The organism is Paenisporosarcina sp. FSL H8-0542, from assembly GCF_038632915.1.
Taxonomy (GTDB): Bacteria; Bacillota; Bacilli; order Bacillales_A; family Planococcaceae; genus Paenisporosarcina.
This window is the reverse complement of record NZ_CP152050.1, coordinates 520634-540000: the sequence shown is the minus strand read 5'-3', so window position 1 is coordinate 540000 and position 19367 is coordinate 520634. Positions and strand designations below refer to the sequence as shown.

Genomic DNA, 19367 nt, shown 5'->3' with positions numbered 1-19367 from the left:
GTGCTTTCTTCAACCCTGCTGTTTTCAGTACTTCTTCAGCACTTTGATAACTTTCTGGATGGATACCAGTCGCATCAAACGGGTTTTTTGCTTCAGGAATACGTAAGAACCCAATAGCTTGCTCGTATGTTTTGGCGCCGAGACGCGGAATTTTCTTCAGTTGTGCGCGTGAAGTGAACTTGCCATTTTCATCTCGCATGATGATGACATTTTCAGCTACGGTTTTGGAGAGACCCGAAACATATTGTAATAACGATGCAGAGGCTGTGTTAATGTTAACACCCACTTGGTTAACGGCAGTTTCTACTATGAATGTTAATGATTCATTTAGTTTTTTCTGCGAGACGTCGTGTTGGTATTGTCCAACCCCTACTGCTTTAGGTTCAATTTTGACTAATTCTGATAGCGGATCCTGTAGTCTTCGAGCAATCGATACTGCACTGCGTTGTTCTACCTGAAGATGAGGAAATTCCGCACGAGCAGTGTCTGAAGCCGAATAAACACTTGCGCCAGCTTCGTTTACTATTACATAAGCAATTTCACGATCTGCTTCTTTCAAACATTCCGCGACAAATTGCTCCGTTTCACGGGAGGCTGTTCCGTTACCTATGGCAACGATTGAAACAGGGTATCGCTTCAATACATCCAAAATGGTTTTTTTGGACGCTGTCGGATCTGCTTTTGGTGGATGTGGATAAATGACGGATACTTCCTGAAGCTTCCCGGTATCATCCACGACAGCTAATTTACAACCTGTACGATAAGCCGGATCTACCCCAAGAACGACTTTACCTTTCAATGGAGGCTGTAATAAAAGGTTTCGCAAGTTTTCAGAGAAGATATGAATGGCTTGTGTTTCCCCTTTTTCTGTTAGCTCCGTGCGAATTTCCCGCTCGACTGATGGAGCAATCAGGCGTTTATAAGAATCCTCAATCGCTTCAGCTACTTGACTGATGCTTAGCGAGGAACTGTGCGTTGGAATCCACTCATCGCGCATGACACTAATGATTCTATCCACGGGTGAAAGCAAATTGATCTTCAAAATATCTTCTTTTTCACCACGGTTTAATGCAAGAACTCGATGGGGCACAATTTTCTTTACTGGCTCCGTGTAATCATAATACATTTCGAATACGCTTTTCTCGTCGGCCTCTTGTTTCTTCACAGTGGATACAATTGACCCTTCTGCACGAGTTAAGTTTCGGATTTTCTCACGTATTTTCGCGTCATCCGCAAATTGTTCCGCTAAAATATCACGCGCACCTTGCAATGCTTCTTCAGCGTTCATCACTTCTTTTTCTTCATTGATAAAGTCTTTTGCTAACTCTACCGGCTGTGTTTGGGAAAATTTTAATAATAACGAAGCTAAAGGTTCTAATCCTTTTTCTTTTGCTATTGTCGCTTTTGTTCTGCGTTTTTGCTTATATGGTCGGTACAAATCTTCGAGTCTTTGTAATACAGAGGCTGCCTGAATGGCTTGGGATAATTCTTCAGTTAATTTCCCTTGCTCATCGATCAAGCGCAGCACTTCTTCTTTTCTTTGCTCTAGTTGCTGTATGTAACGGTAACGATCTTCAACCGCTTTAATTTGTACTTCATCCAGTGAGCCTGTCGCTTCTTTACGGTAGCGTGCAATAAAAGGAACCGTGTTACCTTCTTCCAGTAAATCGATAACTTGCTGGGCTTGTGCTGGGCGTACATTTGTTTCTTTAGCTATTCGTTGCATCATTTGTTTAGCGTCCATGTGACTTATCATCCTTTCGCTTTACATCCATTTATTTTAACATAAGAAAAGCGTAAAGCGCCTCTCTTGCCTGACACAAGGAAATGATAGGCGCTTAGTAGTTGCCGCCTTTTAGAGCACAAAGTGACGCGTGGAGCTAGATATAGCTAATCTTGGATGAAACGAAATCCAAACCAATTTAAAACACAAAAAACCCGCTCCATTTTATTGGAGCAGGCTACCGGCGATAAATGTTGCATCGTCACCATGTTTAATTGTTTGTATTAATGTTTGGTGCAAATCATAAGCTCCTGTACTACTTCTCATCGTGCTCTTGGGGTTTCCTAAGACGACACCATCGGAATGGAAAAGGAACAAATCACCCGGTTTATAGGAATAAATTTGAGTTCGAAGCTTTTGAGGTCTTCCCGATAAATAACCCATTACTGGTAGTGGGTAAATCATTTTATCGTCATCTCTTCTAGTCATATAAAACTTGATGTTTCCTACACAGCTATATGCAATGGTCTTAGCAGAAAAGTTTACTTTGACAATCGCTACAGCAGCGCCACGTTTTTGGAACATTAATTTGTTGCATCTCAGCAATAATTCATCAATTGTTTCATGATGGTATTCTGCCAAAATCATCGGAATGATTTCAGATGATTGTCTCGCAATTGGTCCGTTGCCTAAGCCATCAGCAATAGCACATAAAAAATACTCCTCATTCATATACGTGAAATACGTATCTCCCGATTCATTGTTTCCCTCTTTTGCTTCCTGATAGACGAATACCTCTAAAAAAGGATGTCGTATCGAGTTCATTACGACACTCCACCAGCTGCAAGAATTGCATCTTGTAACTTTTTAATAGCTTTTCTTTGTAATCGGGAAACATGCATTTGGGAAATACCGAGTTTGTCACCGGCTTCTTTCTGGCTTAGCTGATCAATATATGTAAATTGGATGACTTGTTTCTCCCGTTCAGAAAGAACACTGAGTGCATTTGCTACTAACATACGCTGATCTGTTTTTTCATAACCATCATCTTGCTGGCCAATAACGTCAAATAAAGTAATGCTACTTCCATCCGAATCAGATTCAAGAGAATGGTCCATCGAAAGAGCTTGGTAGCTTTTACCCATTTCCATTGCTTCTAATACATCATCTTCATCTACTTCGAGATATTCAGCGATTTCAACGATTTTTGGTGAACGTTGAAGTTCTGTGGTTAACGTTTCAACAGCAGATTTTATTCGTGGTCCGAGCTCTTTAATGCGACGTGGAACATGTACTGCCCATGTCTTATCACGCAGAAAGCGTTTAATCTCGCCAATTATTGTTGGAACTGCAAAGGCTTCAAACGTTCTGCCAAACTCAGGGTCGTATCGACGGATAGCACCAAGTAAACCTAACATGCCGACTTGTACAATATCTTCGTGATATGATTTCCCATTTGAATATTTTCGTGCAATGGACTCAACCAGTCGTTGATAATTTATCACCAGGTTAGTTTGAGCTTCTGCATCTTCAGACTCTTGATACGCTTTAATCCACTCGAGAATTTGTTCTTTAGTTTGATGATTAGGAGGAGATAGTTTCGACATTCTCTTCCACCTGCTCTTCTCCGACATACTTTGTCATAAAGACTGTTACGCCTTCTTGGTGGTGGACTTTCACTTCATCCATTAATGTTTCAATTAAATACAGACCAAGTCCACCTTCACGTAAAAACTGTACTTCTTGTTGTTCGTGATAGGGTCCAACTTTGGCTTTTGTTTCTTCAAAGTTAAAGCTTTTACCATGGTCTGATACCATGATTTCAATTTTGTCTGGATAGAGTGCACATCCGACAACGACTTCACCTTCATCAACTCCAGTGTAAGCATGTTGCACGGCATTAGTGATTGCTTCTGAAGAAGCGATTTTTAAATCTTCGATATCATCGTATGTAAAGCCAATTCGACTGGCCAATCCGGATATAGTTAAACGTGCAACACCCACGTATTGGGGTTTTGCAGGCACTCGAATCTCTACATAATCAAATGGTCTCATGATCAGTTTCCACCTTTATCGTCTGTCTCAATATCCATAATTTCACCAAGACCAGTTATATCAAATAATCTCTTTAGACGAGGCGATAATCCCGTTAACTTAACATGGCCGTTAATGGCATTAATATTCTTGAAAAACGCAACAATAACACCCAATCCAGTACTATCCATATATGATACATCCGACATGTCTAATTCTGCTTGCAAGCCCTCATTTGGCTGCACAGTAGCTAATTTTTCACGAAGTATCGGTGCTGTAAATGCATCGATTTCTCCGCTAATAAAACCTTTAACGAAATTCTCTTCTTCTTTTAACACGACTTGAATATTCATCTATTGACACCCCGTCCATCCACTGTAACTTAATTGATAATTACTTAATACCACTTCGATATCTTTTTGAAACCTTTTAACATATTTTTTTGAAAATAACGAGTGTAAAGTCATCACGAAGCTCAAAATTTTGCATCTTTTCCAGTTCTTTAAACACGGTATCTACAATTGTTTGAGCAGATTCGTGACGTAAGGAATAAATCAAAGACGCTATGATTTCCTGTTCAATGAAACCTTCATCCGTTCTGCACTCCGTCACACCATCCGTCATCATCACGACAAAGTCGCCACATTCCATTTTGACATCGTGTTGTGTATAGGTGACATTCGGTACAACACCCAGCAAAAGACCTTTTGCATGAAGTTCAGAGAACTCTTCTTTTTGAGCATCGTAATAAAGGGCAGGCTCGTGACCTGCCGAGGCGTATGTAAAGGTTGATTGTTCAACATTATAGCGACCGTAAAACATGGAGATGAACATATCGTCATTGACACTTTTCTCAACAATGCGATTGATAACATCCAATACTTTTTTGGGATCGGAAGTTGCATCCTGCAAACTGTCCATCCCATATTTGATCATGGACATGCATAGTGCAGCAGGAATTCCTTTACCGATGACATCAGCAACTGCAACGCCAGCATTATTCAAATCGTCGCTGAGAAAATAAATATAATCCCCATTCATTTTACGAGCCGGCACAGAAACAAGACCAATCTCCAAACCAGAAACTACCGGAACAGTTGTTTTCAATAAAGTTCGTTGAACATTGGCAGCTAAGTCCATTTCAACCTTCATTTCTTCCTGCTGTTCCAACAAGCTCTGATGTTCTGCATGAGCAAGCCCATAACGAATCATCATTTCAATTAGCAAATCAAATGAATTCCAAACATTCATTGGCAACTCCGGGAACATTTCTTCTAGTGCTGCCTTATGTATGCTAATTACCTCTTCGGGAGCTATGTTTTTTTGTATAAGTTGACGGCTGAAGTTTTGACCTGCATATAAATTCTGCTCTGTTTGACGCATGACATATTGTCGGAGTATTTCCTTATATTGCCTTTCAATTTCTTGAGGCATTTAATCTAACCTCCTAACGAATCCACTTCGTCGCTTTTATTACGGTTCCTTCACCTAAAACTGTGTCTATTTTAAAATCATCCATTAAACGTTTTACTCCAGGCATACCAGCACCTAATCCACCAGAAGTAGAAAAGCCATCCTCCATCACTTTACGAACATCGGGAATTCCCGGTCCTTCGTCTGATGCGATAATAATAATGCCAAATGATCCGCCTTCTGATATACGTTCAATTTCGATTTTACCTTTTCCCGCATATAAGTAAATATTACGAGCCAGTTCACTGATTGCTGTTGTGATACGTGCCTGATCAACCGTGCCGAAGCCCACTTCTTTTGCTTCATTCCGACCAAGTTGTCTAGCAGCAACAATGTCCCACTCAGTTAAAATTTCTACAGAAGACCGATACCCCATACTTAGGCCTCCAATTCTCGTTGGAGTTTTTCAAGACCATTCTCTAAGTCTAATGCTGTCATCACATCGTCTAAACGAATTCCCAATTCGATAAGTGTAATTGCTACCGCAGGCTGAATTCCTGTAATAACCACTTTGGCACCCATTAATCCAGACATACTGATGACATCTCCTAGAACTTTAGCGATAAAAGAGTCTATAAAGTCGATTGGTGTTAAATCGATAACTACTCCACGCGCACTTGTTTCATGCATCTTGGTAAGTAAATCTTCTTGGAATTGTAACGCCGTTTGATCATCAAGCTCCCATTGAATTGAAACAATCAGACAGTCTTTTAATTTTAAAATTGGAATACGTAAGTTCAATCCTCTTCCACCTCCACGATTTTGCGGTTTGTCCATGCCAATGCTTGTTCAACACCACGTTGCAAAGTGCTTGTAGTAGTGAAATCTTTCAAATTAATTCCTAAAGTAACGATTGTTTGTGCAATTTCAGGACGAATTCCGACCAACATACACTTCGCCCCAACTAAACGAACTGCGTCTGCTGCCTGAATGATATGATGTGCAACCATTGTATCCACAACTGGTACGCCCGTTATATCCAGCAACACGACTTCAGCACGATGTTTTACGACACCGTCCAACAAGTTTTCCATTATCAGTTTTGCACGCTCTGTGTCGATTGTGCCGACAAGTGGCATAACTGATATTTTGTCAAAAACCGGAATCAATGATGCTGAAAGTTCCTGTAACGCAATTTTTTGCAACTGCACAGTACGTTCCCATGTTTTAGCATACGTTTCTACAATGCCATCACGCATAGGTGTAATCCAATTAGCGAAAACCAAAACATATTCCTTCATATTGCTCTCTGTGATGGTTTCATTTTGTTCCAACATATCGTATACAACTTGTGAAAAATGAGTGATTGCTTTCATGACAAAGCTGATTGACCAGCCAAAACGAACAACTTTGCTTGTAAATTCGTTCAGACGATTCACATAGTTTTTCTCACCTTCAAATAGGTTGGAAATCATTAACTCTGCAAATTCACGACTTGTTTTGTCGATGACATCTTGCGACATTATTTGAAAGAATCGTTCCTCTGAATCGTCTTTCATTAATTCCTGCCATCTGACAAGTATTTCATCTATATTATCTTGAATGAATGTTGCCATCTGTTTATTCATACAGTTTGGTGAAGCCTCCTCGAATCAAATTCATATGTTCCTGCTATTGTATCTGAAAATTGCCAACTACACACGTTTTTTAAATTGGGACCAAAAAAACATCGTACACAAAATCTGCGCACGATGTCCTTTATTATGTATGATTAAAACTTTACGAGGCCGAGACTAATTTCAAGCGCCTCATCTACTTCTTCCATCAGTACATCATCCAGCTGGGTAATTTTATCCGTCAGCCGCGATTTATCAATCGTACGCAATTGTTCAAGCAAAATAACAGAATCCCGTTCAAACCCATACTTTTTAGCATTGATTTCTACATGTGTTGGTAATTTTGCTTTTTGAATTTGCGCAGTGATAGCCGCAATGATGACTGTAGGGCTGAAACGATTCCCGATATCGTTTTGTATCACCAGAACGGGCCTTGTTCCACCTTGTTCAGACCCGACTACTGGTGATAAGTCAGCAAAAAAAACGTCACCACGTTTTACGTTCAAGATTTCATCCTCCGCTTACGAGACGCTCCACCGTATGCTCCGCTTCGTATTCCAAATGCAGACACTCGCTTGCAATTGACAAGTTGATATGGGACATTTCCACGTAGCCCTTGATCATCGCTTCTCGTATAAGATTGGGTTGAACATGTTTAATCACTTTTTTTGTCGAAATATAAACAAACTCTCCTGGCTCAGCCAGTTGTTGCTCTTTCTGTCTATCAAGATCGTTCACAAATTTTCGTGGGAGTTTTACGATAACTTCCTTTGTTTCTCTCTTTTCATTCACAGTCAACACCTCCGACAAACCCGTCCCTCTTTTCAATACTTTTCTATCTTACCATTCAAAACTTGGTATGAGAAGACAAAGAAGGAAAATATCTGACAATATTTTTAGTTTAGTCGGTTTATGTCGAACACTATTGCGGATATGTCCTTGGCACCCTATTCGTCAGTACACAAGGAATTTCGTACGATATTGTTTGCAGTTTCTGTGCCCACTCTTCAATGGTTACTAGTTCATTTCCTTGTCTTCCAATTAACACAACTGGTTCGCCAACCGGAACATGTCCATCCAGATGAACCATACACTGGTCCATACAAATTCTTCCGATGACCGGCAAGCGTTTTCCTTGAATCAATACTTCTTGTCCACTCAACCCCCGGAGCATACCATCCGCATAACCGATTGGAAGTGTGGCTATCCACTCTTCCTCATCGGCAGTGTAAGTAGCACCATAACTGATGGTAGAACCTTTAGCCACTTTTTTGACATGCACAACTTCTGTATGCAAACTCATTGCTTTTTCCAATGGAAAAGGAAGTCCATTATCAACAAATGCTGATGGTGATATTCCGTACATCGAGATCCCAAACCGTACTGCGTCAAATAATGATTCTTTGTGCATCAATGCAGCTGCACTGTTCGCAGTATGAATACATCGTGGTTTTTCAGGAAAGCAATGCAAAAACGTTTTGAACTTTTCTAGCTGACGTGTAAATTGGTCCATATCTTCATCATCAGCCGTCGCATAATGAGTAAAGACGCCATCAATCACGACATCTTGTCGATGATTGATAGTTTGAATAAGCGTGCTTAATTCTGATTCCGTAGTTACACCTAACCTACCCATGCCAGTGTCAATTTTAATATGTATTTTCAGCTTTTTGGGTAAGGACGGAATGTGAAGAAACCAATCATTTTGAAAAACGGTAAGCATAATATCGTGCTGGCTGGCAGCATTTGCAAAGGATGGGGGAGATGCACCTAACACAAGAATGGGCGATTCGATGCCACTTTCCCGCAATCGAATCGCTTCATCTGGTGTGGCAACGGCAAGCATGCTTGCCCCCGCTTCTATTGCAGCAGTCGAAACTTCATAATCACCATGTCCATAAGCATTTGCTTTTACTACCGCGATCACATCACTAGATGGACCAATATGTTTCTTCAGATTAAGTATATTCATTTTTATTGCATTCAAATCAATTTGTGCGAATGTTGGTCGATAAAAATTAGCTGGTTGCATGGTTATACCTCATTTAAAGTACGATAGTTATAATAATTGTTTTATTTTAAATCATCTGCAGTCATCGATGAAGCCACTGTTATCATTTCTTCACGAGACATCGAATCTGATGCTAAGAAGAATTGAATGCCGTTCTGTTCCCAAGTGATTGATTGATCTGTGATGGCCCCGATTGCAAATCCAAGATCGGCAGGGTCGCCAGCAGCAAAAACAGGTACTAAGTCAACAGATTTTTTCGTAATTGGAGATTGAATGAGCGTAAACTCTTTTTTACCACCATACGTCATGATTACTCGTTCTTGTGTATCATTTTTAATCACTTTTTCCTCCAGCTTATCTACGCCTTCCCACTGTAAAGTAGGGTAATGCGTTTTGAATACTGGTACCTCAGCATCTTTACTTGCAGTTTCATTCTCTGTTTTTTCTTCAGAAGGCATATCCGCTTTGTAATCGGCAGCACTTCTTGAAGTTCCTAATGTAATCTTATCAAAAGTAATCAAGATTTGTTCTTGTTTTTGATCATTTAAGATAGATACTTTTGTCGGAAGTAATGTTTTCTTACTGATATGGATTTGTTGTGTCGGCAACATTTTTTGATGACTGTTTCTAGTTTTTGTTTCAAAGATATACGAATTTTTGTTTTCTGTCATTTTTGACTCTTTATCCGCTTTAATATCTTGTGCTAAAGACCCGATTAAATAGGCTTGGCTATTTTTTTCCGGCCAATCACTCTGGAATTTGTAAGTCTTACCTAATGTAGGGGTAATCACAAATACGCCTTCTTTATTTCGAACAATCGTTTGTGAAACATCTTCTTCCGCTTGACTAACTTTCACTCGGTAAAATTCTGGTTTTGTGTGCCACACACTGACATCGTAAAGACGTGGTTCAGAACCTGTACTGATTTGCATCTGTGCTTCTAACTCATACCCTTTCGTGTCAACCCATTTACTACTCAACTTCTTCAACACATCTTCTTTTGACTCTGCCCCACATGCTGTTAACAAAAGCATTAACAGTACAACTAACCCTGCAAATAAACGGCTACGCATAAATCCACCCTTTCTCATATCGATCCGTTAAAACATCTTATGAAAGAGGGACAGGGATTATTCAACCAATATTACTTGGGCAGCGGCGAATTGTTTTGTGTGTGTAATACTCACATGACCGTTGACTTCTTGTCCTTTAAAATACAGGACAGGTTTTCCCACATTATTTGAAATCACTTCAATATCCTGAAAGCTGCAATGCTTGCCTATGCCAGTCCCTAATGCTTTTGCAAATGCTTCTTTCGCTGCAAAACGACCAGCTAAAAATTCAAGTTGTCTTGCTTCTTTCAAATTAGTAAAGCGCTCCAATTCACGTACAGTCAGAATACGGCTTTTAAATTTAGTCGTAAGCATATGTGCATCTTTGATACGTTCAATTTCTGTCACATCCAAGCCAATTCCTTTAATCATGCAACACTTCTCCTTTCAACCCATGGCATTTTCACGGTATAATATTTACATAGAAATTCGAGGTGAATTCATGTTTAGTCGTACAGAAAATTTTTCACAATACATTAAGTCTTACCCAGTGGTTTCTACAATTATTGCCCTTAATGTTATCATTCATTTGCTTACATTAGTCCCAGTCCTTGGCCCAGTGCTATTTAATTATGGAGCAGGTGTCAATTACCTAATCTCCGATGGACAATGGTGGCGTTTCATCACGCCAATGTTTTTGCACGCAGGTTTAATGCATTTACTGTTCAATATGTTTTCACTATATTTGTTTGGACCTGAACTTGAAAAGCTTGCAGGAAAAGTCCGTTTTTTAACCATTTATTTCATGGCTGGATTATTCGGTACCGTTGCAACTTTCCTTTTGCAAGACGCTAATTATGTTCATGTCGGTGCTAGTGGTGCTATTTACGGACTGCTCGGGGCTTTTGGTGCACTCGTGTACTATGCACGCAAAACATTACCCCAACTTCGTCAAATCATTTTACCGATCATTGTCATCAGTATCGTCATGACCTTCTTAACACCAAACATTAACGCTACCGCTCATTTAAGCGGTTTGGCTGTTGGTTTCCTGATTGGACTTAGTTACTTCCATCCTCAACGAATCATTAGCTGGAAAAAGAGAAAAAGATAGGACAGCCTTATTGTGGCTGTCCTTTTTCTATCGCTTCATACTTGGAAGGTTCGTACCAAGTCATGACTTCCTCAATATCTTTTACGTTTAAATGATCCACTTTAGCAGTTGTTCCAAGCATTCCCGACTTGATTGTGGTTTGAATGGAAGCGAGCTTTTTTCTTTTTTGGAAAGGACTTTGTTTCATTTGAAGAGATTGCATTCTTTTCTTTTCGATGAAGAACGTGTATTTACTAATCCCTCTGTATCGCAAAGATAACTGGTTACGATTAAGTGCAAATGCAGCAGAATGATGTTGCCATAGAGCCAATAGGATCACAATCGGAAACAGGAATAATGACAATAATCCATATGGATAGTAAAAATAACTGACCGCAACCATCACGGGAATCATCCATAAGAAGTCAAGACGATAATAAAATGATTTAGCCTGTTTTGGAGAAGATGTCCATTCAGGTTCAAAGTCGAAATCTACGAACAATTGATTTAACGGTTGTTTGATTACACTTTTTTTAACAAGTGGGAATAGTTTTATGTTTTTATCTTGTTCCTCTAGGGAACCCCCCGCACTTTCAACAATAACCGTACAATAGCCGAATAATTGGCGCAATGGATTCTCGACAATACGAATCCCTTGAACACGCCCAATTGGAATGGATACTTTTTTCTTCTCCAGCAAACCACGAGTTAAAACAATCTGGTCGTTTTCCTGGACAATCGTAAATTGGTAGTAATTTAAAGTCGTCAGAATGACGGAAATTAACCATGCGAACAATAAAACCATAAAAATACTAATTGCCACAATGAAAAAGCCGAATTTCAGAAATACAACGAACTCATCGTAAATCTCCTTGTACGGAATGATATCCGAAAACTGGGACATGAACACAGCTAACCCAGAGAATACGACACCAATCCCTCCAGATGTAGTGGCCAGAATGATTAAATCCTTCATGGACATTTTATAAATTGGAACAGCAGAATCTAAGTCCGATTCATGGTTTTGATCTTCCGTTAATGTTACTTCAGCTTTCGTTAAAGACGTTTTACGTTTTTTTGCATTCGCCAATTCTGTTTCGATCCGCTTTGCATTATCTCTGGTGATGGCTGTAAGTTCTGCTTCTGCTTCTTTTGCAGATCCTGAACCAGCGGTCTCAATCGTTACTTTTACAAGTTTGAAAGGTCGATGTAAAATACTTTCGGTATAGTTCAAGCTTTGAATACGTTCAAAAGGAATATAGCGTTTTTTCTTTACAAACAATCCATATTCAATCCGTAATTCATCCTCTTCAAACCAGTAAACAAAACGTTTCCACTTGATGATTCCACTACCCAAAATGAACGCCAGTACCAAAAACCCCACAATATAAGGAACAAAATCCGTCCAATGGCCGCCTCCCGAGGAATCGCCTTGAAATCCATTTACAACAAAAATGAAGACAAACGGTAAAATTAAATCCTTTAAGCCTTTAATGAAATTTACCACTGCTGAAATTGGATGGAGTTTAAAACGTTCGTTAGACATCATCTTCCGCCACCCTTGCAAGTGTCGATATGCGAATTCTCATTTCGTCCGCTTCACTTGTAATAAGTGCCGGAATCGTATGATTTGTTGCAGCAGTCGAGATTGTAATAGAAGCTAAATCATATTTGCGTAAAATGGGTCCTTGTTCCGTATCTACATGCTGGACCCGAACCATTGGCACTAGTGTCCGCTTGATGACAAAGAGTCCGTGCTGAAGTTCAATTTCCTGTTCCCTAACTTCATATCTCCAACGAAGCCATCGTAATTTAGGAAAAAAATAAACAAATATGTATGTATATAGTATAGGAAGCACTACACAAATAACCCATACCCACCATGGCCCTTCCAACCACCAATTTAAGACTCCGGCACCTATTGCCAATAACCATATAATGGCGGAATGCATCAAGCCGTACAATCTCCATACCTTTAATCCTTTTGGTGAGATCTGATTAATTGGTTCATTTCTCATGTGAACACCTACTTTCTACTATGCATACGATTCTACAGTAAAAACGTTTCATAAAAAAGATACTGGTAGAGATGTATTATCAGTTCTGGGTTGTCTATTCGCGGTTGCAAGCCTTCTATTCGCGTTTCAACCATTCACAATCTAAAAAAACCACAGCCCATAAGGACTGTGGTTTTTGAAATTTAATTAGCTTTCACGACGTGAAGATGTACGTGGACGTCCACCGCGGCTTGAAGAGCCCTCACGTGAAGAAGAAGAAGAAGCTCCGTCACGACCGCCAGTACGGCGAGATGGACCACGATCTGAGCTACGACCTGAACCTGAAGAAGATCTGCCTCCACCGCTACGGTTGTTGCCTTTATAGCCACCGCCGCCGCTGCGTCCGCCACCACCGCTGCGCTCTTTACGAGCTGGCAATGGGCGTTCTTCAGAGATTGATACAGGTGTATCACTTGGTTCGCGAGTCATTGATTTCAATGCAGCAGCGATTACGTCAACTGCTTCATATTTCTCAAGTAATTCCGTTGCGAATGAACGGTAATCACCGATATTGTTTTTGTCTACAATTTCAGATAATGATTCAACCGCTAAACGCTGTTGACCAATTAATGCCTCATCTGAGCTTGGTGGACGAAGTGGTGACATACGTTTTTTCGTTGTTTCTTCAACGATACGTAAGTAACCCATTTCACGTGGAGTAACGAAAGTTACTGCCACACCACTTTTACCTGCACGGCCAGTACGACCGATACGGTGAACATAGCTTTCAGGATCTTGTGGAATATCATAGTTGTAAACGTGAGTAACACCAGAGATATCAAGTCCACGAGCAGCTACGTCTGTTGCAACAAGGATGTCAATTTTGTTTTCTTTAAATTGACGAAGAACTGACATACGTTTCGCTTGGCTTAAATCACCATGAATACCTTCTGCTAAATAACCACGGATGCTTAGAGCATGTGACAATTCGTCTACGCGACGTTTTGTACGACCGAAGATAATTGCAAGTTCAGGTTGGTGTACGTTAATAACACGAGAAAGGATATCGAATTTTTCACGCTCATGCGATTTAACGAAAAATTGCTCGATGTTTTCAACTGTCATTTCTTTTGATTGAATTTTAACTACTTCAGGCGTTTTCATGAATTTCTCAGCAATTTTACGGATTGGTGTTGGCATTGTAGCCGAGAACAGCAATGTTTGACGTTCTGCTGGAACACTTTCCATAATTGTGTTGATATCTTCAATGAAGCCCATGTTTAACATTTCATCCGCTTCGTCTAAAATAAGCGTTTGAACGTTATCAAGTTTCAATGTACGACGGTTAATATGATCAAGAATACGACCAGGTGTACCGACGATTACATGTGGGTTATTTTTCAATGCACGGATTTGACGTCCGATTTCTTGTCCACCATATACAGATAAAATTTTCACACGTTTGTCTTGGCCGATTTTGTAAAGTTCTTCTGAAACTTGAATCGCCAATTCACGAGTCGGTGCAATAATTAAACCTTGGATGTTAGAGTTTTTTGGGTCAACCTTTTCAACCAACGGAATACCAAACGCTGCTGTTTTACCAGTTCCTGTTTGTGCTTGACCGATAATATCGCGGCCTTCCATTGCAAATTTGATTGTACCTTCTTGGATTGGTGTTGCTTCTTCAAAACCCATACGTTTTACGGATTTTAATGTTGATTCGCTAATATTTAATTCTGAAAAATTTGTCAAAATTTAATCTCCTTTTTGTTTACATTTGACAAATGGTTACATTTTCAGATGAAGTTGCGGCAAATTCGAGCCTATACGAGGAACGTTTCCGTTACTTAAAATTCTCTGTAGAGTTATCAGAGGGGACTTATATTTAAAGGAAAGCCCGGTCTTTTGCCGAGCGGTTCGATCAGTGGGGAGCATGTTCAAAGCGTATGCATCACGCTGTCTCTTGTGACCTGTTGGTAGCCTTTGTAAAGTTCTTATTGAGAACGAGGCTATTGTGATAGCTCACATTTTTGATGTTTGAAACTAAACATCCTACCCTAAAAAATTGAACAAACCGTTATGTTCAAAAAAAAGAGCTCTTCATCAAAACCCGAAGAGTCTTTACACAAAATGTATCCATTGCTCTAATCACTTTAACACGGATAAAGACAATATGCAATTAATCAACCACAGTCGTAATAATTAGTTTTCTCATTCTTTTCCAAAAAACTTAACACTTCATCGAACCATTCATCGCAATCCTCGCTATAGCATATGAGATGCTTGCCGCATTCTGAAGTAACCATGCTTTTCTCTTCTGATCCCAATCGATCGTACAAATATTGTGCAGAAGTGAATGGGACAATCCCATCTTTTTTGCCTTGCACAATACATACCGGTACTGTGACTGACTCATAATAAGGCTCGACCATTTTTACGACTCGCATAAACTCAATCGCGGCTCGAATTGGCGTATGAGTTAATTTGTATTCGTATAAATGGTAAAACGCATTGGTTGAAAGATTCCCTTGCACGACATCAGCTACGATATCTTTAACATCTTCCAATATTTGAACGCCATTAATGTATTTAGCAGATGCACTGAGAAGAACGAGACGGTCAATCTTGTAGCGCAAAGATAAATAAAGGGCAATCAGTCCACCCATTGAAAAACCGACAACGAACACTCTGTCCACTTGCTTTTGCAATAGTCTCAAGGCCTGTTCAGCTTCCATCATCCAATTTTCCGCCGTCAACTCTGTTAATGATAATGTAGGTCCATGTCCAGGCAACGTAGGGACTTTGACAATCCAATCCGTTTTCTCTTCAATATTTTGCACAAAAGGCTCAATTTCATACGGACCTCCTGTAAATCCATGAATGCATAATAGACCGGTTTTCATTTTTTCAGTCCCCTTTTAGAATCGCAACTTTGACTTGTTCGATACAGTTGTGATACCCAGTTCGCCATTTTTCAAACGCTACATGCCAACCATATTGAACATACAAAAAGGAAACTCCATTAACAGAGTTTCCTTTGAGTAAAGTATTAATTAATCACATGTTCTAGTGCCATTCCACGAGATCCTTTTATTAAAGTGATGGAATCTGCTGATGTATGGCTTTCCAACATAGTGCGAATCGGTTCATAATCCTTTTCCGACCAAATTAGATGTCTTTCATCGAACGATTTCTGCAACTTGTCATATAACCATTTCATGCGTGGACCATATAAGCAGACACCAGCAAAATCTTCCGATTTAATCTGATTGGCTAAGTCTTCATGATAGGCCTGTTCTTCAGAACCTAGTTCCAGCATATCCCCAAGAACCAGCCACTTTTCAGGACGAATTGTTGTTTCACGAATAAAGGTAATGGCGGCACTCATTGAAGTCGGTGCTGCATTATACGCATCGTTGATAAACAATGAACCGTTCTTGGCAGGAATGACTTGCATCCGCATGTCTGTAAGTGAAACATTTTTCAAGGAATCCAGAATTTGTTCGTTTGATAAGCCAGCCTCTTTGGCAATCAATATCGCAACCAATGCATTTTTGACTTGATGCTTTCCTAAAACCGGAATCATAAAATGTGATTCAATAAGTCCAGTCACATCAAACTCACTGCCATTCTCCGTCGCTAGAATCGATTGAGCTGAAATGTCATTTGACGTATTTGTCCCGAATGAAATGGTTTTAATAGTAGAAGATCCATTTTCATCATTGAACTTTTGAATGAATGGCTTCAAAAGCGGTTCGTCTCCATCATAAAATAGACACCCATTACCTTGTAAGCCGGCAATGATTTCAAACTTCGCTTTGGCAATTCCTTCACGCGAACCTAAGTCTTGCATATGGGCTTCGCCGATGTTGGTTATCGCAACGTGATGCGGTTTTGCCAAGTTTGAAAGGAACTCAATTTCTCCATAGCCACTCATACCCATTTCAAGGATGGCAAACTCTGTGTCTTCATCCAACGATAAGATCGTAATCGGTAATCCCAAGTTATTGTTGAAGTTTCCTGCCGTTTTTTGGACACGGAAATAAGGAGATAGTACACCCGCCACCAAATCTTTAGTGGATGTTTTCCCATTTGATCCCGTAATGCCAATGAACGTTGCCGGATGATCTTTCCGATATGCGCGTGCCATTTGCTGCAACGCTATTTCACTGTCTTCCACAAAAAGCAAAGGGAGATTTTGTGGAGGATTTGGTTCATCCTTCTGCCAAAGAGCTGCTGATGCTCCTTTTTCAAAAGCTTGAGTCACATATTGATGACCATTCACTTTTTCACCTTTGAACGGAATGAATAAATCTCCAGGTTGAATGGTTTTAGTATTGATCGATACGCCACTTACCGTGACATTCGGTTTTACTTCGTCATTTATGTTTAACCACCCAGCAACTGTTTGTAATGATTTTTTCAAAATTATTCACACTCAATCCATTGTATAGTGTAGTTGTTGTTTTTCGGCATGTCTTTCGATCGCAAGCTCAATCAGCTGATCGATTAATTCCGCGTAATTCACGCCTGTGTGCTGCCATAACAATGGGAACATACTGAATGGCGTAAAGCCAGGTAATGTATTCACTTCATTAATTAGCACTTCATTTGCATCCGTTACAAAGAAGTCAGCTCTCACTAGTCCTGAGCAATCCAATACTTTAAAAGCCTTGATTGCGTTGTCTTGCAAAGTAGCTTCCACTTCTTCAGTGACGTCCGCAGGAATTATCATCGCCGTGTTGCCGTCTTTGTATTTTGCTTGGTAATCATAAAAATCTTTCAACGGTTTGATTTCACCTGGCACAGAACATTTCGGCGAATCGTTACCTAGTACACCCATTTCAATTTCACGTGCTTTAATGCCCTGTTCGACGATAATTTTGCGATCGTACTTCAATGCCATATCCACAGCTGCGATTAACTCTTCACGAGTTGAGGCTTTGCTGATTCCCACACTTGAACCGAGGTTTGCCGGTTTAACGAAAACTGGCCAAGCTAGTTCTTTCTCCATTTTCCCAATCAAATTCTCTTGGTTTTTTTGCCATTCTTTACGGATGAAATGAACGAATGGTACTTGTTTCAGACCAGCAATCGCGAAGAGCTGTTTCATGATGACTTTATCCATTCCGGCAGAAGATGCTAGAACACCATTACCGATGTAAGGAAGATTCAATACTTCAAGCAATCCCTGTACCGTTCCATCTTCGCCATTTGGTCCATGTAAAAGAGGGAAAATCACGTCCAGCGCGTTTTCGTCTGTCTCCTGTTGAGACGGTAAGAAGCTTGAAATATTATTAGGCAATTCTTGATTGAATGTATTATCAAATTGCAATTGTTCAATTGTTTCTACCGGCGCCAATAATTGGGCACCTTTACGCCATTCGCCTTCATGTGTAATGTATATTGGAAACACATCATATTCATTGAAATTTAAAGCTTGTGTCACTGCACGAGCTGTCGATAAAGATACTTCATGTTCGGCGGATTTCCCACCGTATAATAAACCTATTCTTTTTTTCATTTTAATACCTCCACAATATTGGATACAGTTATTTTAACATGAACCATGTTTACCCACGTACACTAATCAAAAAACAATCCCTTGCACTCATCTTTGCAAGGGATTGTAGTTAGAATCGGATGGTTTCGTCCGGATTTTGTTTCATGACTGCAGTTAATTCGTCCCATATTTCATCGGGGAATACCGATTCTGGCAAAGAACGGATTTCTAAATCATAGCTTGCTTTTGATTTTTCGAGTTTGAATAACGAAAGCAGTACGCCTTCCTTCATCAAAGGTTTATGTGTAATAAATTGGTCCACCGTCAGTTCAGGGTACCCTTCTTTTTGTTTCCTGCGCCAAAAAGGAGCACCCCTCTCTTTGTCACGGACCACTTGATTTAGTATATTAACGACCAAATGAATTGAATCATTCAATTCACGAAAATAAATTTTCGTCATACTCTCTTCTTCATTGGATAAATAGACGTAACGATTTTGGAGTTGATAATAAAATGGTGATCGAATCGGTTCTTTTTTATGCCCGATATATAATAGTTCTGCTTGTTCCTGAGGCGTTAACATATTGAGTCTGCGTTCATCCGCAAAATCAATCCATCTCAAATCAGTTGGTTTATCCATAAATTCTTTGGTAAATGACAAGACCTCTTCATCTGGTACAAATTCCAGCTGGGTATGCATGTTAAACGAACTATCTTCGTATTCATGCTTAAGTAACAATAGATGTTGCAATGGTCCTGCATTTAGGACAAATTGTTGCATTGTAAGACCGCTGAAGATCACAAATTGATCAGCCTCGTTCATATGTATATAAATATGGTGAAGGTAATCTTCTGTATCACGTGCCTTTTTCACCATTATCATCACTCCATTCCTCCTTTCATTATAATCTCACTTTGAGAAGAA

General features: G+C 39.8%; 22 protein-coding genes (1 of these 22 cut by a window edge). 1 reads left to right on the top strand and 21 read right to left on the bottom strand.

The annotated features are described in order from the left end of the window. The 14 genes from MHH33_RS02890 to acpS all read right to left on the bottom strand — a co-directional run. Positions 1 to 1744, bottom strand: the 5' portion of a protein-coding gene (locus MHH33_RS02890) for a Tex family protein (protein WP_342542897.1). The gene continues 425 nt to the left of window position 1, outside the view; the window shows 1744 of its 2169 coding nt (coding positions 1–1744); it begins with the start codon at positions 1742 to 1744; the stop codon falls past the left edge of the window. A gap of 204 nt (positions 1745 to 1948) precedes the next feature. Next, entirely contained in the window at positions 1949 to 2548 is a 600-nt protein-coding gene (locus MHH33_RS02885; RefSeq protein WP_016429767.1) for a PP2C family serine/threonine-protein phosphatase, read from the bottom strand. Further along, positions 2548 to 3330, bottom strand: a complete 783-nt coding sequence (sigB, locus tag MHH33_RS02880; protein WP_016429766.1) for an RNA polymerase sigma factor SigB — start codon at positions 3328 to 3330, stop codon at positions 2548 to 2550. Before sigB ends, MHH33_RS02885 begins: the two co-directional genes overlap by 1 nt. Then, entirely contained in the window at positions 3308 to 3778 is a 471-nt protein-coding gene (rsbW, locus tag MHH33_RS02875) for an anti-sigma B factor RsbW (protein WP_016429765.1), read from the bottom strand. The genes sigB and rsbW overlap by 23 nt, the downstream gene beginning before the upstream one ends. Before the next feature lie 2 nt (positions 3779 to 3780). Beyond that, entirely contained in the window at positions 3781 to 4110 is a 330-nt protein-coding gene (locus MHH33_RS02870; protein ID WP_342542896.1) for an anti-sigma factor antagonist, read from the bottom strand. 76 nt (positions 4111 to 4186) lie between these two features. Further along, complete coding sequence (locus MHH33_RS02865) at positions 4187 to 5191, bottom strand: PP2C family protein-serine/threonine phosphatase (RefSeq protein WP_342542895.1); 1005 nt, start codon at positions 5189 to 5191, stop codon at positions 4187 to 4189. Between the two features lie 13 nt (positions 5192 to 5204). Continuing rightward, a complete protein-coding gene (locus MHH33_RS02860; RefSeq protein WP_016429762.1) occupies positions 5205 to 5606 on the bottom strand; it encodes an ATP-binding protein in 402 nt (133 codons plus the stop codon). 2 nt (positions 5607 to 5608) lie between these two features. Beyond that, positions 5609 to 5971 (bottom strand): STAS domain-containing protein, encoded by a 363-nt coding sequence (locus tag MHH33_RS02855; RefSeq protein WP_016429761.1) that lies wholly within the window; start codon positions 5969 to 5971, stop codon positions 5609 to 5611. Next, on the bottom strand, positions 5968 to 6798 hold the full coding sequence (locus MHH33_RS02850; RefSeq protein ID WP_016429760.1) for an RsbT co-antagonist protein RsbRA: 831 nt from the start codon (positions 6796 to 6798) through the stop codon (positions 5968 to 5970). The genes MHH33_RS02855 and MHH33_RS02850 overlap by 4 nt, the downstream gene beginning before the upstream one ends. A gap of 143 nt (positions 6799 to 6941) precedes the next feature. After that, positions 6942 to 7292, bottom strand: coding sequence for a type II toxin-antitoxin system PemK/MazF family toxin (locus MHH33_RS02845; RefSeq protein WP_016429759.1), 351 nt, complete (start codon positions 7290 to 7292; stop codon positions 6942 to 6944). Between the two features lie 4 nt (positions 7293 to 7296). Beyond that, a complete protein-coding gene (locus MHH33_RS02840; protein WP_036660331.1) occupies positions 7297 to 7578 on the bottom strand; it encodes a hypothetical protein in 282 nt (93 codons plus the stop codon). 130 nt (positions 7579 to 7708) lie between these two features. Continuing rightward, entirely contained in the window at positions 7709 to 8818 is a 1110-nt protein-coding gene (gene alr / locus MHH33_RS02835) for an alanine racemase (protein WP_016429757.1), read from the bottom strand. Positions 8819 to 8859: 41 nt separating this feature from the next. Next, on the bottom strand, positions 8860 to 9870 hold the full coding sequence (locus MHH33_RS02830; RefSeq protein WP_036660330.1) for an outer membrane lipoprotein carrier protein LolA: 1011 nt from the start codon (positions 9868 to 9870) through the stop codon (positions 8860 to 8862). Between the two features lie 57 nt (positions 9871 to 9927). After that, positions 9928 to 10281, bottom strand: a complete 354-nt coding sequence (acpS, locus tag MHH33_RS02825; RefSeq protein ID WP_016429755.1) for a holo-ACP synthase — start codon at positions 10279 to 10281, stop codon at positions 9928 to 9930. A gap of 70 nt (positions 10282 to 10351) precedes the next feature. On the opposite strand from acpS, the gene MHH33_RS02820 reads away from it, so the two are divergent. Next, a complete protein-coding gene (locus tag MHH33_RS02820; protein WP_016429754.1) occupies positions 10352 to 10963 on the top strand; it encodes a rhomboid family intramembrane serine protease in 612 nt (203 codons plus the stop codon). A 7-nt stretch (positions 10964 to 10970) separates the two neighbouring features. On the opposite strand, the gene MHH33_RS02815 is transcribed toward MHH33_RS02820, so the two are convergent. The 7 genes from MHH33_RS02815 to MHH33_RS02785 all read right to left on the bottom strand — a co-directional run bounded on the left by MHH33_RS02815 (position 10971) and on the right by MHH33_RS02785 (position 19325). Then, positions 10971 to 12488: a PH domain-containing protein gene (locus tag MHH33_RS02815; protein WP_342543719.1), complete on the bottom strand. Its 1518-nt coding sequence runs from the start codon at positions 12486 to 12488 to the stop codon at positions 10971 to 10973. After that, positions 12481 to 12960 carry a PH domain-containing protein gene (locus MHH33_RS02810; RefSeq protein WP_016429752.1) on the bottom strand — a complete coding sequence of 160 codons (480 nt, stop codon included), beginning with the start codon at positions 12958 to 12960 and terminating at the stop codon, positions 12481 to 12483. The genes MHH33_RS02815 and MHH33_RS02810 overlap by 8 nt, the downstream gene beginning before the upstream one ends. 186 nt (positions 12961 to 13146) lie before the next feature. Continuing rightward, entirely contained in the window at positions 13147 to 14691 is a 1545-nt protein-coding gene (locus tag MHH33_RS02805; protein ID WP_016429751.1) for a DEAD/DEAH box helicase, read from the bottom strand. Positions 14692 to 15122: 431 nt separating this feature from the next. Beyond that, complete coding sequence (locus MHH33_RS02800) at positions 15123 to 15842, bottom strand: alpha/beta fold hydrolase (RefSeq protein WP_342542894.1); 720 nt, start codon at positions 15840 to 15842, stop codon at positions 15123 to 15125. A 146-nt stretch (positions 15843 to 15988) separates the two neighbouring features. Further along, positions 15989 to 17365, bottom strand: a complete 1377-nt coding sequence (gene murF / locus MHH33_RS02795; protein ID WP_016429749.1) for a UDP-N-acetylmuramoyl-tripeptide--D-alanyl-D-alanine ligase — start codon at positions 17363 to 17365, stop codon at positions 15989 to 15991. A 12-nt stretch (positions 17366 to 17377) separates the two neighbouring features. Further along, positions 17378 to 18463, bottom strand: a complete 1086-nt coding sequence (locus MHH33_RS02790) for a D-alanine--D-alanine ligase (protein WP_016429748.1) — start codon at positions 18461 to 18463, stop codon at positions 17378 to 17380. A gap of 109 nt (positions 18464 to 18572) precedes the next feature. Beyond that, positions 18573 to 19325: a hypothetical protein gene (locus MHH33_RS02785; protein ID WP_016429747.1), complete on the bottom strand. Its 753-nt coding sequence runs from the start codon at positions 19323 to 19325 to the stop codon at positions 18573 to 18575. Positions 19326 to 19367 lie beyond the last annotated feature (42 nt).